Origin of the sequence: Paenisporosarcina macmurdoensis (genome assembly GCF_042658845.1) — a bacterium.
In the GTDB taxonomy this organism is placed as follows: Bacteria; Bacillota; Bacilli; order Bacillales_A; family Planococcaceae; genus Paenisporosarcina; species Paenisporosarcina macmurdoensis.
In genome coordinates, this window is sequence record NZ_JBHSRI010000023.1 from 1 (window position 1) to 16,169 (window position 16,169).

The following is a 16,169-nucleotide window of genomic DNA, read 5'->3' on the forward strand; positions in this document are numbered from 1 at the left end:
GTTCCCATACCGAACACGGAAGTTAAGCTCTTTAGCGCCAATGGTAGTTGGGGGTCTCCCCCTGCAAGAGTAGGACGTCGCTAGGCAAATAGAAAACCGATACCTGTTAAAGGGTATCGGTTTTTTAGTGTTTGTTTTTAAATTGTACAAAAAGAAACAGGTACTGATTATATTGCGTATAATTTTCTATTGATTTGAAGGTGTGCGAGAAAGAGGAGGAACAAAGAGTTCGAGGAAACAAAGGGAAGAGACTCGGAGCGTATCATATACGCGAGACTCGAAGAACTGCGGTTGACGAAGAAATCTGCCGTTCATCGTCTTTCGCAGCCCGAACACGGAAGTTGAGCTCGTGCGCCAATGGTAGTTGGGGGTCTCCCCCTGCAAGAGTAAGACGTCGCTAGGCAAATAGAGAACCGATACCTGTTAAAGGGTGTCGGTTTTTTTGTGTCTTTTTTTATTGAATTGAAGGTATGGGAAAAAAATAAGGAACAAAGTTCGAGGAAACAATGGAATCTTTTTGATCGTTAAATCACTCATTTCTACTAATAAATCTTTAATTTGAAAGATAAATCTATCAAAATCAGTCAAATTACTTTTCTAATGTGTCGCTCACCCAACAGCAGCGTAGCGAAAACAAAACCAATCAAAATGCCCCTCCTCGAATAGACCCTCGAGGAGGTTTTTTGTGGGAAAATATGGGCGAATCCGAATAAATCACGGTTCAAGCCGATTAAACGAGTCACGAAGCCGATTAAATCTTACTTCAAGCCGAATAAACCATTAATGAAACCGAATAAATCAACCATCAAGCGGAATAAAAACTAAATTTCATTATACTTTTCATCAAAAAAGATTATGTTAGGAAAAACATGATACAATTTAATAGTCTAAAAATTATAAATTTAATTTAATAGACAATTTTTTCTGAGGAGGTAGATATTATGAAAAACAATAGCGTGAAAAAATTTAAGAGGACACCGTCTAACTAATTAAGCTGTTTAGCGATTTCCTGATTTCCTACATTTTGAAAGGGGAAATTTATTTGAATCAAACATTAGTAATCATTGATGCTCAACAAGAACTAATTGATGGGAATCAAAAAGAAAGTCCAGTTATTAATAAAGGTCAACTTATTAGGAATATCAATAAAGTGATTAAAAAAGCAAGTGAAGCAGATACTCCGGTGGTATTTGTTAGAGATTTGGATGTTGCTGAGGGAAAAGGTAAAGGTTTTCAAGTTCACAATGAAATCAATGTACCAATGGATGCAAAGATTTTTGATAAGTCAGCGACGAATTCCTTTCACGGGACAGGTCTTCTAAGTCATTTAAAAACTAAACAGATTAAACATGTTGTTATTATGGGATGTAAAACACAACATTGCATAGATAGTGCAGTCAGAACAGCTACTATCAGTGGCTTGGATGTAACATTAGTCGGTGATGGGCATTCAACAAATGACAATGATGCTTTAAGTGCAGAACAAATCATTAAACATCATAATAGTACACTGCATGGTCATTATAATGTCGAACACTTTGCAGTTGTCAGAAATTCAGAGGAAGACTTGTTTAATCCGACACATGACTCTTATAGGTAATATTTAAACCGTAAGCGGCACATTTTCAGTACGGCTTTTTTTCTAGCATGAAACGTCGGTCGTCACTAACGCAATTTCACTATTAGGTTCATAAGGGAATAGCCACTGTTACTAAATCTAGGCTAAAAGAAACCAATACCTGTTCGAGGGTATCGGTTTTTTGCAATATCTGGTTAAATAAATGAACGTGCAATCTTAAAAGATAGTCGTTTAATATCACGTGACTTCAAAAATAATTCGAATTTGAGTGAGCGTTTTTAGATAATGAAGTGGACAATCCTTAATTATAATAAAAGCCACTGTAGCGATTTTTTCGCTACAGTGGTTTATTTGATTCAATCCCTTGTATTCTAACAGATTCTCTAATAAGATTAGGGCTTGATGTTTGAGAATGAAGGGAAGAATGTAATGAGTACAGATGCACTATTGATGGTGTTAATTATATTTAGTATTAATATTGTGTACGTTTCGTTTTTTACAGTGCGTATGATTATGACGCTAAAGGGGTACCGCTATCTTGCGGCTTTGTTAAGCACAGTTGAAGTCGTTATTTATGTAGTTGGGCTTGGTTTGGTTTTAGATAACCTGAATGAGATTCAAAATCTAGTGGCTTATGCAGTGGGTTATGGAACAGGAGTCATTATCGGAACGAAAATAGAAGAGAAGATGGCACTTGGTTATATTACGGTAAATGTTATTACGACTGAAGAGAATAGATCATTGCCACGTATTTTGCGCGAAAAAGGATATGGTGTGACAGATTGGGATGCTAACGGGCTTGATGGTCTTCGAAAGGCGATGCAAATTCTGACGCCTCGTAAGTATGAATTGAAACTGTACGCAACAATCAAAGAGTTAGATCCAAAGGCTTTCATTATTGCTTATGAGCCGAAGACGATTCATGGTGGATTCTGGGTTAAAACTGTTAGGAAAGGAAAACTCTTTAAATGAAGAAAAAGACAGTGTGGTTTGAAGTGGAAGAGAATGAAACGATTGATGATTGTTTAAAACGGATGCAGAAGGAAGGCTATATGCCGACTGGGCGAAGAGAAGAACCTGTGTTTCAAGAAATAGATGGTGAAATACTTCCGATTCGTCAAATCATCCAATTTAAAGGTACGTACATCTCTGAATAACCAAAAAATGGTCTAAAAACCGAACATTAATGTTTACTTGAAAATTATTGTTCGCATTTTTCGTTGACTCTCGACATTGTTCTTGTTAAAATATGAATATAGAAACATTAAATATCCCCATATATGCTGAAGAATTGGCTTCAGCGTCTCTACCAGGTCACCGTAAATGACCGGACTATGCGGGAAAGCAACTTTTGGATGAAGCAAAGGATGTGAGTCTGTATATGTTTATATCAGTCAATCATGCCCAAGTTTCTTTAGAGTCCTCAAGTAAACTGCTTTTCATGCATAGTGAGCAGTTTATTTGGGGATTTTTATATTGTAAATGTCTAGCTGCAAGTGCTTGCAAGCACACATAGTTTTTAGCTACTCAATAGGAAACAAATTTCGATTGAGTATGTGTCTTGATGAATGAGCGCTTACGCTTTTCTAAAAAGGAGAGATTTTCAATGAATCCAAAAATTGGCGTTATCATGGGAAGCTCAAGTGATTGGGAAACAATGAAACATACATGCGACATATTAGATGAATTGCAAGTACCTTATGAGAAAAAAGTGGTGTCAGCACATAGAACACCTGACTTAATGTTTGAATATGCCGCTACTGCACGTACTAGAGGAATTCAAGTGATTGTAGCTGGTGCAGGTGGAGCAGCTCATTTACCAGGAATGGTTGCATCAAAAACGACGTTACCCGTAATAGGCGTTCCTATTCAGACGAAAGCTTTAAATGGTTTAGATTCGTTGCTATCTATCGTTCAAATGCCTGGTGGAGTTCCAGTTGCTACAGTAGCTATTGGAAAAGCAGGTGCTACGAATGCAGGGTTACTTGCTGCTCAAATGCTAGCGATGTCGGATCAAACACTCGCGCACAACCTAGATTTACGACGTGAAGCGACAAAAGTTAAGGTTTTAGAAAGCAATGGTGATTTAATATGACAAAAACCATTTATCCAGGTCAAACAATCGGGATTATTGGTGGCGGTCAATTAGGTCGAATGATGGCTTTAGCTGCTAAAGAAGCAGGATTTAAAATTGCTGTACTCGACCCAAATATGGAATCTCCATGTGGTCAAGTATCAGATATCCAAATTGTGGCCTCATATAATGATGAAACAGCGTTAGAAGAATTGGCTGAAGTAAGCGATGTGATCACGTATGAATTTGAAAACATCGACTATGAAGGTCTCAGACGTCTTACTGAAATTGCTTATGTCCCTCAAGGTGCAGAACTTGTTCGGATTACGCAAAACCGAATTACTGAAAAAGCAGAAATTCGTAAAGCAGGCGTTCCTGTTGCGAACTATGTGGTCGCTACAAGCCACATTGAACTGAATGCATCGATTAGTGAAGTTGGTTTCCCTTGTATCGTCAAGACGGCATTTGGTGGTTACGATGGCAAAGGACAAGTAAAGCTACATTCGAAAGCAGATTTGAAGCTAGCAGAACCGTTATTTGAACACGGTGCCTGCATTGCAGAAGCGTTTGTTCCGTTTACCAAAGAAATTTCAGTGATTGTCCAGCGTAATGGCAATGGCGAAACGTATTGCCTTCCTGTTGGTGAGAATATTCATAAGGACCATATTTTGCATGAAACAATCGTTCCTGCTCGAGTATCTGAAGCCGTTCTGACACAAGCTACTAAGGCAGCAGAGCAAATCGCAGATCATTTACAACTAGTTGGAACTTTGGCAGTTGAGATGTTCGTTTTACAAGATGACACGCTCGTGATTAATGAGTTAGCTCCGCGTCCTCATAATTCAGGACACTATTCAATAGAAGGAAGTACAATTTCTCAGTTTCATCAACATGTCCGTGCAATCTGTGGATGGCCACTTCGCAAACCAGCTTTGCACCAACCGACCGTGATGGTCAATGTACTTGGCGAGCATGTGGTTCCTTTATCAAACGCGATTTCAAAATACCCGGATTGGTCGATTCACTTATACGGGAAAGAAGAAGCGAAAACGAAACGTAAAATGGGACATGTAACCATTTTGACGAATGACGTAAATAAAACATTAGAAGAAATCGAGCATTCTGGCATTTGGTCAGAATAGAAGGAGAACTTTATGATAGAACGTTATACACGCCCAGAAATGGGAGCAATTTGGACAGAACAAAACAAATACCAAGCATGGTTAGAAGTTGAAATTTTAGCTTGTGAAGCTTGGGCAGAACTTGGTGATATTCCTAAAGAAGACGTAGCGAAGATTCGCGCGAATGCTTCATTTGATGTCAGTCGTATTTTAGAAATTGAAGAAGAGACACGTCACGATGTAGTTGCTTTCACACGTGCAGTATCTGAAACACTTGGCGAAGAACGCAAATGGGTTCATTACGGACTTACTTCTACTGATGTCGTTGATACGGCTCTTTCATATATCATCAAGCAAGCAAATGAAATTCTTCGCAATGACCTAAATAATTTTGTTGAGATTTTAGCAACGAAAGCAAAAGAACATAAATTCACAGTCATGATGGGTCGTACACATGGTGTGCATGCAGAGCCAACAACATTTGGTTTGAAGCTAGCATTATGGCATGAAGAAATGAAACGTAACGTAGAGCGTTTCGAAGCGGCTGCGAAATCAATTGAAACAGGCAAAATGTCTGGAGCAGTTGGAACGTATGCAAATATCGATCCTTTCGTTGAAAAATATGTATGTGATAACTTAGGAATCGCAGCATCACCGATTTCAACTCAAACACTACAACGTGATCGTCATGCGCAATATATGAGTACCCTTGCGTTAATCGCTACGTCTGTTGAGAAATTTGCAACGGAAGTTCGTGGATTACAAAAGTCAGAAACGCGTGAAGTTGAAGAATCTTTTGGAAAAGGTCAAAAAGGATCTTCAGCCATGCCTCATAAACGTAATCCGATTGGTTCGGAAAATATGGTAGGTCTTGCACGATTAATTCGTGGCTACATGTTAACAGCTTATGAAAATGTGCCATTATGGCATGAACGTGATATTTCACATTCATCTGCAGAACGTGTGATTTTACCAGACGCGACAATCGCTTTAAATTATATGTTGAACCGTTTTGGGAATATTATTAAAAACTTAACGGTGTTCCCAGAAAACATGAAACGCAACATGGATAGCACGCTTGGCTTGATTTACTCACAACGCGTTCTTCTTGGCTTAATTGACAAAGGGTTAGCTCGAGAAGAGGCGTACGATACGGTACAACCTTGCGCAATGGAAGCATGGGAAAACCAAATCGCCTTCCGAGGTGTTGTTGATAAGAACGAAAAAATTACATCTTACTTAAATAAAGAAGAATTAGATGATTGCTTTGATTATAACTATCACATCCAACATGTAGACATGATTTTTGAACGTCTCGGACTAAATTAATCGGGGGAATACACGTGGAAAAAGGTCAACTTTTGTATGAAGGTAAGGCGAAACGATTATACGCAACAGACAAAGAGGATATTCTTTTTGTGGAATATAAAGATAGTGCAACTGCGTTTAACGGTGAAAAGAAAGCTGAAATTGCTGGAAAAGGTACGTTAAATAACCGAATCACCTCTTTACTTTTCGAAAAACTGAAAGAGTCCGGCATTGAGTCACATTTCGTTGAACAATTATCGGATCATGAGCAGTTAGTGAAAAAAGTCGACATCATTCCGATCGAAGTTGTTGTTCGTCAAGTTGCAGCAGGTAGTTTGGCGAAGCGTCTCGGACTAGTTGAAGGAGTAGAGCTTGCACGTCCTATCGTTGAGTTTTACTACAAAGACGACGACCTAGGCGATCCACTAATTAATGAAGAGCATATTGAGTTGTTGAATATTGCATCAAAAGATGAAGTAAAAGCTCTTTATGAAAAAAGCCTTCATGTAAACGAAGTATTGACGAAATTCTTCAAAGAAATTGGCGTGATTTTAGTTGATTTCAAATTAGAATACGGCCGAGATGAAGCAGGAAATGTCTTGCTTGCGGATGAAATTTCACCAGATACGTGCCGCTTATGGGACGAAAAAACAAAACAAAAGTTAGACAAAGATGTGTTCCGCAGAGATTTAGGCCAATTAACAGATGCATACGAAATCATACTATCCCGTCTAGGAGGACTTACACAATGAAAAAAGTAAAAATCTATGTAACACTTCGCGAAAGCGTATTAGACCCACAAGGTTCAGCAGTCATGGGGGCTCTTCACACGATGGGCTATAACGAAGTCGCAGATGTGCGCATTGGGAAATACTTGGAACTTCAAGTGGATGACTCTGAACGAGCGTTAGACGTGATTGTTAAAGAAATGTGTGAAAAATTATTAACCAACACAGTGATTGAAGACTATCGATACGATGTCGAGGAGGCTGTCAGCAAATGAAGTTTGCAGTCCTCGTATTCCCAGGGTCGAACTGTGATTTAGATATGTATCACGCGATCAAAGACGAGCTGGGTGAAGAAGCAGAGTATGTTTGGCATGATACGAAAGATTTAAGTAGCTATGACGGTATTCTTTTACCAGGTGGATTCTCTTACGGAGATTACTTGCGTTGTGGCGCTATTGCTCAATTCTCAAATGTAATGAGTGAAGTGAAAAAAGCAGCAGATGCTGGTAAACCAGTTCTAGGCATTTGTAATGGATTCCAAATTTTAACCGAAGCGGGACTACTTCCTGGTGCTTTACTTCGCAATAAAAACTTGAAGTTTATGTGTCGTACGTCTGAATTAACTGTTGTAAATAACAACACCATGTTTACTAGTGACTATGCAAAAGATCAAGTAATTAAGGTTCCTATCGCACATGGCGAAGGAAACTATACATGTGATGAAGAAACGCTTGCTTCATTAAAAGCGAATAATCAAATTGTGTTTACTTATACGAATGATAATCCAAATGGCAGTGTGGAAGATATTGCTGGGATTGTCAACGAACGAGGGAATGTCTTAGGCATGATGCCTCATCCAGAGCGTGCCGTTCATGAATTAATTGGTGGCACGGATGGTTTAGCACTATTCAAATCTATGGTTAAACAGTGGAGGGAATCTCATGTCAGTCATGCTTGAACCAAATCCTCAGCAAATTAAAGAACAAAAACTATACGCTCAAATGGGCATGTCCGATTCAGAATTTGAAATGGTTGAAAAGATTCTGGGTCGTCAACCGAACTATACAGAGACTGGTTTGTTTTCGGTCATGTGGTCAGAACATTGTTCATATAAAAACTCGAAACCTATTTTACGTAAGTTCCCAACGACTGGTCCACGCGTATTACAAGGTCCTGGTGAAGGTGCAGGAATTGTTGATATTGGAGATGGACAAGCTGTTGTGTTCAAAATGGAATCGCATAATCATCCATCTGCTATCGAACCTTATCAAGGGGCGGCAACAGGTGTGGGTGGGATCATTCGTGACGTTTTCTCAATGGGAGCGCGTCCGATTGCTATGTTAAACTCACTTCGTTTCGGTGAATTAACGAGCCCTCGTGTTCGTTATTTATTTGAAGAAGTCGTAGCAGGAATCGCAGGATACGGTAACTGTATCGGTATTCCAACTGTAGGTGGAGAAGTTCAGTTTGATGATTGTTATGCTGGAAATCCATTAGTAAACGCTATGTGTGTGGGATTAATCAATCATGAAGATATTCAAAAAGGAATCGCTTCAGGTGTTGGCAATACAGTGATGTACGTTGGCGCAAAAACAGGACGCGATGGTATTCATGGGGCAACCTTTGCATCTGAAGAACTAAGCGAAGCATCTGAAGAAAAACGCCCAGCTGTTCAAGTTGGAGATCCATTTATGGAGAAATTGTTACTTGAAGCGTGTTTGGAACTTGTTAAATCAGACGCACTAGTTGGTATTCAAGATATGGGTGCAGCAGGATTAACTTCTTCTGCAGCTGAAATGGCTTCTAAAGCAGGCTTCGGAATTGAAATGAATTTAGATGCAGTACCACAACGCGAAACTGGTATGACAGCTTATGAAATGATGTTATCTGAATCTCAAGAACGTATGTTAATTGTGGTAACAAAAGGACGCGAAGCTGAAATCGAAGTGTTATTCGAGAAGTATGATTTAGATGCAGTGGCTGTTGGTGTTGTAACTGACGATAAAATGCTTCGTTTACTTCATAAAGGTGAAGTTGTGGCAAACGTTCCTGCAGATGCTTTGGCAGAAGAAGCTCCTGTTTATTACAAAACTTCTAGTGTTCCTGCTTATTACACACAATATCAAGCGATGGAAAACGTTGAACCACAAGTTGCTGACTATAAAGAAACATTAATTAGATTACTAAAACAACCAACCATTGCTTCAAAAGAATGGGTGTATGATCAATACGATTATCAAGTGCGTACAAGCACAGTCGTAACGCCTGGATCAGATGCGGCAGTCGTTCGTGTTCGTGGGACGAATAAAGGCTTAGCGATGACGACAGACTGTAATTCTCGCTATATCTACTTGGATCCAGAAACTGGCGGTAAAATCGCGGTGGCAGAAGCTGCACGTAATGTTGTTTGTTCAGGAGCTAAACCATTAGCAATTACAGATTGTTTAAACTTCGGGAATCCGGAAAACCCAGAGATTTTCTGGCAATTAGAAAAGTCAGCTGATGGTATGGCTGCAGCATGTCTTGCTCTTGAATCACCAGTTATTGGTGGCAACGTGTCACTTTACAATGAACGTAGCGGAGTGGCTGTATACCCAACACCAACTATTGGTTTAGTTGGATTAGTTGAAGACTTGTCACACGTAACAACACAAGATGTAAAAGAAGCCGGCGACTTTGTTTATCTTATCGGAGAAACAATGACTGAATTTGGTGGTAGTGAGTTGCAAAAAATGGTTGAAGGTCGCATTTTCGGTAAAGCACCTTCGATTAATTTAGATGTAGAAGTTAGTCGTCAAGACGCGCTTTTACTAGCTATCCAATCAGGAAAAGTTGCATCTGCGCATGATATTGCAGAAGGCGGATTTGCGGTTGCATTAGCAGAGAAAACATTTGGCGTACAAAATCTTGGTGTAGACGTGACGATTTCTGGTTCAGCGATTACCGCTTTGTTCAGTGAATCACAATCACGTTTCATCGTTACTGTAAAAGAACAACATGCAGCAGCATTTGAAGAAATCGTCAAAGACGCTGTAAAAATTGGAACGGTCACATCAGATACGTCCGTCATCATTCGTAACGAACATGGCGAAGAGTGGGTGTCAGGTTCTGTTGAGGAATTCCGATCTGCTTGGAAAGGAGCAATTCCATGCTTGCTGAACTCAGAGGGTTAAACGAAGAGTGTGGCGTTTTTGGAATTTGGGGTGACCCGAATGCAGCACAGATCACCTATTATGGATTGCATGCTTTACAACATCGCGGACAAGAAGGCGCAGGTATCGTCGTAACTGACGGTAACTCGCTTCAAGCGGTGAAAGGTGAAGGTCTTGTAAGTGAAGTATTTAGTACGGGTAAGCTTGATCATTTAAAAGGTAGTGGCGCAATTGGTCATGTGCGTTATGCGACAGCAGGCGGTAGCGGAATTGAAAATGTACAACCACTTTTGTTCCGTTCGTCTACTGGTAGTTTAGCGATTGCACATAATGGTAATTTGGTGAATGCTACTCACTTGAAAAAACATTTAGAGCGCCAAGGAAGCATATTCCAGACGTCTTCAGATACGGAAGTATTAGCTCATTTAATTAAAAAAAGTGGCTATGCCACGTTTGAACAACGCGCTAAAAATGCCTTGTCACTTTTAAAAGGTGCTTTTGCAGTCGTGATGATGACGGAAGATGAAATGACCGTTGCACTTGATCCAAACGGCTTACGACCACTGTCACTTGGGAAATTAGGAGATGCATGGGTTGTTGCATCTGAAACATGTGCATTCGATATTATTGGTGCTGAATACATTCGTTCAATTGAACCTGGAGAATTCCTTGTGATTAACGATGAAGGATTGAAAGTTGACCGTTTTGCTTTTCCTGCGAAACGTGCGATTTGTACGATGGAATATGTCTATTTCTCACGTCCCGATTCTGATATAGATGGTATTAATATTCATACGGCTCGTAAACGTTTAGGAAAAGAACTTGCGAAAGAAGTACAAATTGAAGCAGATGTGGTGACGGGTGTTCCGGACTCCAGTATTTCTGCTGCTATTGGTTTCTCTGAAGCTACAGGTATTCCATATGAATTAGGATTAATTAAGAACCGTTACGTTGGACGAACGTTTATCCAACCTTCTCAAGACTTACGTGAACGTGGAGTGAAGATGAAATTGTCTCCAGTACGTCAAGTAGTGAATGGCAAACGTGTCGTGATGGTTGATGATTCCATCGTTCGTGGGACTACGTCTAGACGTATTGTGACTTTGTTAAAAGAAGCGGGAGCGACAGAAGTACATGTCGTTATCAGTTCACCGCCTATTAAAAATCCTTGTTTTTACGGCATCGATATCAGTTCGAGTGAAGAGCTGATTGCTTCAAATAAGAGCGTCGAAGAAATGTGTGAATTAATTGGTGCTGATTCTTTAACCTTCCTATCAGTAGAAGGTATGGTCCGTGCAATCGGACGAACTGATGAAGGACCTGAAGCTGGACATTGTTTGGCTTGCTTTACAAATAATTATCCAACAGAGATTTTCACGGATACGATTTTACCGCACAAAAAAGAATTGTCACGATAGGGGGCGACATGGATGTCAAAAGCATACGAACAAGCTGGTGTAAATATTGAAGCGGGCTATGAGGCTGTAAAGAGAATGAAATCTCATGTGGATCGCACAGCACGCAAAGGCATAATGGGAGCATTCGGCGGTTTTGGTGGCATGTTTGACTTGTCGTCGCTCAATTATAAAGAACCAGTCTTAATTTCTGGTACAGACGGCGTTGGAACTAAATTAAAATTAGCATTTATGACTGATCAACACGATACAATCGGCATCGATTGCGTTGCTATGTGTGTCAATGACATCGTAGCTCAAGGAGCAGAACCACTATTTTTCCTTGACTATTTAGCAGTTGGGCAAGCTCAACCTGAAAAGATTGAGCAAATCGTTAAAGGTGTTGCAGATGGTTGTGTTCAAGCAGGTGCTGCCCTTATTGGTGGAGAAACAGCTGAAATGCCAGGTCTTTACGAAGTGGATGAATATGATGTGGCTGGTTTTGCAGTCGGTGTTGCAGAGAAGTCGAATATCGTAACAGGTGAACATATTCAAACAGGTGATGTACTAGTTGGACTTGCTTCAAGCGGTATTCACTCCAACGGTTTTTCTCTTGTGCGTAAAATCGTCTTTGCTGATCAAGGCTACGAAATTGACTCGTATGTTGCAGGCTATGAACATTTGGGTCGCATTGGAAAAGCGTTACTAGAACCAACCAAAATTTATGCGAAACCAGTATTAGCAATTCATGAAGAGCTTGACGTTCATGGCATGGCTCACGTAACTGGTGGCGGTTTTTATGAAAACTTACCTCGTATGATGCCTGCTGACTTGGGTGTCGAAATCGATCTAGGCTCATGGCCTGTGTTACCGGTGTTCTCAATGTTGAAAGAAAAAGGCTCATTAGCTGACCGTGATTTATATAGTGTCTTTAATATGGGGATTGGTTTTGTCATAGCGCTTCCTGAAGCACAAGCTAAGCAAGCAATTCAAATTGCCGTTCAAAACGGTGAAAATGCGTACGTTATTGGTCGAGTTGTGCAGGGTGAAGGTGTTCAATTCACTGGCTCTCACGACGGGAGTTTAGTCGATGAGCAATAAACCAAAGGTGGCGATTTTTGCTTCCGGCAGCGGAAGTAATTTTCAAGTCATCGCGGATGCAGCGAGAGCAGGCAATCTAGATGCCGACATCGTAGCTGTTGTAACAGATAAACCACAAGCATATGTGGTGGAACGAGCAACAGCATTAGATGTGTCGGTTATAGCGTATCGTCCGAACGACTTTGATTCCAAAGTCGCTTATGAGACAGCGATTTTGCAAGAGCTGCAAAAGCTTGAAGTGGAATGGTTAGTTTTAGCTGGATACATGAGGTTAATCGGCGATACACTACTGGCTGAATTTCCAAACAAAATCGTCAACATCCATCCTTCGCTTTTACCATCATTCCCAGGTAAAGATGCTATTGGCCAAGCGTTGGCTCATAACGTAAAAGTAACAGGTGTTACCGTACATTACGTAGACGCTGGTATGGACACTGGGAAAATTTTATCGCAACAAGCCGTTGAAGTTGTTGACGGTGACCGCGAAAAAACAGAACAACGTATTCACGCAGTTGAACATGAACTCTATACAAAAACGTTACAGCAATTATTTAGCCGGTAGAGTTACCGGCTTTTGATTTCTAAAGGAGGATTTTCCATGGAAAAACGCGCGCTTATTAGTGTGTCAGACAAATCAGGTATTCTTGAATTCGCAAAACAGTTAGAGATATTAGGATACGAAATTTTATCAACAGGTGGAACGAAAGCATATTTACAAGAAAGTGGTGTAGCAATTACCCCGGTCGATGAAGTAACAGGATTCCCAGAAATATTAGGTGGACGTGTCAAAACGTTGAACCCGATGATTCACGGTGGACTTCTAGCTAAACCCGATGATGAAAACCATCAAGCACAAATGTACGAATATGGCATCAAGCCAATTGACGTTGTTTGTGTCAACTTATATCCTTTCCGCGAAACGATTTCAAAACCAAATGTTACGGCTGAAGATGCGATTGAAAATATTGATATTGGTGGACCAGCTATGTTGCGTGCGTCTGCGAAAAACCATGCCTACGTGACGGTCATTACAGATGCTGCAGACTACCCAGCTGTTTCAGCAGAATTGCAAGCAGATGGTAAAACAACAATGGAAACTAGACGTCGTTTAGCGGCAAAAGTTTTCCGTCATACTGCTTCTTACGATGCGTATATTTCAGGTTACTTAACAGAACTAGCTGGAGAAGAATTCCCCGAGCAAGTTACATTTACATACGAATTAAAACAAGAGCTTCGCTACGGAGAAAATCCACATCAAAAAGCAGCTTTCTACAAACGTGCGCTTGGCTCTGATTTCTCCATTGCTTCTGCACAACAACTGCACGGCAAAGAACTTTCATACAACAACATACAAGATGCTAATGCAGCGATTCAAATCGTCAAAGAGTTTGAACTTCCAGCTGCGGTCGCGGTTAAACACATGAACCCATGTGGCGTTGGAATTGGTGAAACAATTGCAGAAGCATTTGCAAAAGCGTATGAAGCAGACAGCATGTCCATTTTTGGAGGCATCGTCGCTCTAAATCGTGAAGTTGATGCTCAAACAGCTGAACAACTTTCAGGCATTTTCTTGGAAATTATTTTAGCACCTTCTTTCTCAGAAGAAGCATTAGCTATTTTAACGAAGAAGAAAAACATTCGATTATTGACGATTCCATTTGAACAAAGCAAAAAAGACAAATGGAACACTGTGTCAATTGAAGGCGGCTTGTTGCTGCAACAACCGGATCAATATGGTTTTGCAGAAGCAGATGTACGCGTAGTTACTGAACGCCAACCAACCGAAGAAGAATGGGCTGCACTTAAACTTGGTTGGAGCGTTGTCAAACACGTGAAATCCAATGCAATAGTTGTTACAGATGCTCAGATGACACTAGGTGTTGGTGCTGGTCAAATGAATCGCGTAGGCGCAGCGAAGATTGCATTAGAACAAGCTGCTGAAAAAGCACAAGGAGCTTCACTTGCTTCAGACGCCTTTTTCCCAATGAATGATACGGTAGAAACGGCTGCGAAAGCGGGCATTACGGCGATTATTCAACCTGGTGGGTCAGTAAAAGATGAAGATTCAATTCAAAAAGCGAATGAATATGGAATTGCGATGGTGTTTACAGGCGTACGTCACTTTAAACACTAAGAGGTTACACTTATTATGAGGAGGTTTTCTAGGTGAAAGTACTTGTGATTGGTAGTGGCGGGCGTGAACATGCCATTGTACGTCAATTTAAAAACTCTCCATCTGTAACTGAAGTATTTGTGGCGCCTGGTAATGATGGAATGAAAAGCGATGCAACATGCGTAGCTATAGATGCGTTGGAATTTGACATGTTGGTTGCGTTTGTTCAAGAAAATGCGATCGATTTAACGTTTGTCGGACCCGAACAACCTCTAGCTGCAGGAATTGTAGATCATTTCGAAGCGGAAGGGTTACGCATTTTCGGACCTACAAAAGCGGCTGCTCAAATCGAAGGTAGTAAATCATTCGCCAAAGAGCTAATGAAAAAATACAATATCCCAACAGCTGCATATGAAACATTTACAGATGTAAATGAAGCGAAAGCCTATATTCAAAAAATGGGTGCACCCATAGTGGTTAAAGCAGACGGTCTTGCTGCGGGTAAAGGCGTTGTAGTTGCCATGACTTTGCAAGAAGCGTTCAATTCTGTGGAAGACATGATTGGCAATCAAAAGTTCGGAGATTCATCTTCACGAGTTGTCATTGAAGCTTTCCTAGATGGCGAAGAATTTTCCTATATGTCATTTGTACATAACGGACAAATTTACCCAATGGTCATTGCCCAAGATCACAAACGTGCATATGATGGGGACCGTGGCCCGAATACAGGTGGCATGGGAGCTTATTCACCAGTCCCACATATTTCAGACGAAGTCGTTCAACAAGCGTACGATACAATTGTCGTACCAACTGTTGCAGCGATGACAACTGAAGGAACACCGTTTACTGGAATCTTATATGCAGGATTGATTTTGACGAATGAAGGACCTCAAGTAATCGAATTTAATGCACGATTCGGCGATCCTGAAACCCAAGTCGTGTTGCCACGAATGACTTCTGATTTCGGTGACTTAATGAATGCAATTCTCGATGAAAAGCCATTTGAATTGGAATGGTCAAATGATGAAATTCTAGGCGTCGTAATCGCCGCAGATGGTTATCCAGAGTCAGTTGAAAAAGGCTTTAAATTGCCTGATTTTTCGAAGCTTACTGGAGACTTGCAAGTATTCCATGCAGGAACAAAAGAAGTTGATGGTCAATTTGTTGGTAATGGTGGTCGCGTGATTTTAGTAACTGCCAAATCATCTACGTTACAACAAGCACAAGACCAAGTGTATAAGGCATTATCTGGATTGAAGTGGGATGGATTCTTCTATCGCCATGACATCGGATGGCGTGCGTTGAAATAACAAAATAGACAGCCCATTACATAAGTGATGGGCTGTCTATTTTTTTGTAGTGTTTTATGTCTGAACCCGAATAAACATCATGAAAGTGGGAATAAATCAAAATGAACGGGAATAACCACAACAGATCTACTATGATTATTCCACCACCATAGCAGCGAAGCGAAAACCAAACTAATTAGCCCCCACGCACTTCGTTTGGGGGTGTTTTTGTGGAAAAAAATGGGTGAAGGGGAATAAACAATAGTTGAAAGGGAATAAAGGGAGTGTGAAGGGGAATAAAGCTATTGTG

General features: G+C 40.5%; 15 protein-coding genes, 1 rRNA gene and 1 riboswitch. All 16 genes read left to right on the forward strand.

Annotation, left to right across the window (positions count from 1 at the left end):
- Window positions 1-86: ribosomal RNA gene (rrf, locus tag ACFPYN_RS13305) — 5S ribosomal RNA — on the forward strand; the annotation flags it as partial.
- A 956-nt stretch (window positions 87-1,042) separates the two neighbouring features.
- Entirely contained in the window at window positions 1,043-1,600 is a 558-nt protein-coding gene (locus ACFPYN_RS13310; protein WP_377734835.1) for a cysteine hydrolase family protein, read from the forward strand.
- Window positions 1,601-2,008: 408 nt separating this feature from the next.
- Complete coding sequence (locus ACFPYN_RS13315) at window positions 2,009-2,551, forward strand: DUF2179 domain-containing protein (protein ID WP_377734837.1); 543 nt, start codon at window positions 2,009-2,011, stop codon at window positions 2,549-2,551.
- Entirely contained in the window at window positions 2,548-2,736 is a 189-nt protein-coding gene (locus tag ACFPYN_RS13320) for an NETI motif-containing protein (protein WP_377734840.1), read from the forward strand. The genes ACFPYN_RS13315 and ACFPYN_RS13320 overlap by 4 nt, the downstream gene beginning before the upstream one ends.
- A gap of 97 nt (window positions 2,737-2,833) precedes the next feature.
- Window positions 2,834-2,934, forward strand: a riboswitch (purine riboswitch).
- Window positions 2,935-3,185: 251 nt separating this feature from the next.
- The gene (purE, locus tag ACFPYN_RS13325) at window positions 3,186-3,674 is read left to right on the forward strand and encodes a 5-(carboxyamino)imidazole ribonucleotide mutase (protein WP_377734842.1); all 489 of its coding nucleotides are present in this window, start codon (window positions 3,186-3,188) and stop codon (window positions 3,672-3,674) included.
- Window positions 3,671-4,795, forward strand: coding sequence for a 5-(carboxyamino)imidazole ribonucleotide synthase (purK, locus tag ACFPYN_RS13330; RefSeq protein WP_377734844.1), 1,125 nt, complete (start codon window positions 3,671-3,673; stop codon window positions 4,793-4,795). The genes purE and purK overlap by 4 nt, the downstream gene beginning before the upstream one ends.
- 12 nt (window positions 4,796-4,807) lie before the next feature.
- Window positions 4,808-6,103 (forward strand): adenylosuccinate lyase, encoded by a 1,296-nt coding sequence (gene purB / locus ACFPYN_RS13335; RefSeq protein ID WP_377734846.1) that lies wholly within the window; start codon window positions 4,808-4,810, stop codon window positions 6,101-6,103.
- 14 nt (window positions 6,104-6,117) lie between these two features.
- Window positions 6,118-6,834 carry a phosphoribosylaminoimidazolesuccinocarboxamide synthase gene (purC, locus tag ACFPYN_RS13340; protein WP_377734847.1) on the forward strand — a complete coding sequence of 239 codons (717 nt, stop codon included), beginning with the start codon at window positions 6,118-6,120 and terminating at the stop codon, window positions 6,832-6,834.
- Window positions 6,831-7,085: a phosphoribosylformylglycinamidine synthase subunit PurS gene (purS, locus tag ACFPYN_RS13345; RefSeq protein ID WP_377734849.1), complete on the forward strand. Its 255-nt coding sequence runs from the start codon at window positions 6,831-6,833 to the stop codon at window positions 7,083-7,085. The genes purC and purS overlap by 4 nt, the downstream gene beginning before the upstream one ends.
- The gene (purQ, locus tag ACFPYN_RS13350; RefSeq protein ID WP_377734851.1) at window positions 7,082-7,768 is read left to right on the forward strand and encodes a phosphoribosylformylglycinamidine synthase subunit PurQ; all 687 of its coding nucleotides are present in this window, start codon (window positions 7,082-7,084) and stop codon (window positions 7,766-7,768) included. The genes purS and purQ overlap by 4 nt, the downstream gene beginning before the upstream one ends.
- Entirely contained in the window at window positions 7,752-9,983 is a 2,232-nt protein-coding gene (gene purL / locus ACFPYN_RS13355) for a phosphoribosylformylglycinamidine synthase subunit PurL (RefSeq protein WP_377734853.1), read from the forward strand. The genes purQ and purL overlap by 17 nt, the downstream gene beginning before the upstream one ends.
- A complete protein-coding gene (gene purF / locus ACFPYN_RS13360) occupies window positions 9,959-11,380 on the forward strand; it encodes an amidophosphoribosyltransferase (RefSeq protein ID WP_377734855.1) in 1,422 nt (473 codons plus the stop codon). The genes purL and purF overlap by 25 nt, the downstream gene beginning before the upstream one ends.
- A 12-nt stretch (window positions 11,381-11,392) precedes the next feature.
- Window positions 11,393-12,457 carry a phosphoribosylformylglycinamidine cyclo-ligase gene (gene purM / locus ACFPYN_RS13365; RefSeq protein ID WP_377734857.1) on the forward strand — a complete coding sequence of 355 codons (1,065 nt, stop codon included), beginning with the start codon at window positions 11,393-11,395 and terminating at the stop codon, window positions 12,455-12,457.
- Window positions 12,447-13,019, forward strand: coding sequence for a phosphoribosylglycinamide formyltransferase (gene purN, locus ACFPYN_RS13370; RefSeq protein WP_377734859.1), 573 nt, complete (start codon window positions 12,447-12,449; stop codon window positions 13,017-13,019). The genes purM and purN overlap by 11 nt, the downstream gene beginning before the upstream one ends.
- A 36-nt stretch (window positions 13,020-13,055) precedes the next feature.
- A complete protein-coding gene (gene purH, locus ACFPYN_RS13375; RefSeq protein WP_377734861.1) occupies window positions 13,056-14,591 on the forward strand; it encodes a bifunctional phosphoribosylaminoimidazolecarboxamide formyltransferase/IMP cyclohydrolase in 1,536 nt (511 codons plus the stop codon).
- 32 nt (window positions 14,592-14,623) lie between these two features.
- Window positions 14,624-15,880, forward strand: coding sequence for a phosphoribosylamine--glycine ligase (gene purD, locus ACFPYN_RS13380; protein ID WP_377734863.1), 1,257 nt, complete (start codon window positions 14,624-14,626; stop codon window positions 15,878-15,880).
- Window positions 15,881-16,169: the final 289 nt, after the last annotated feature.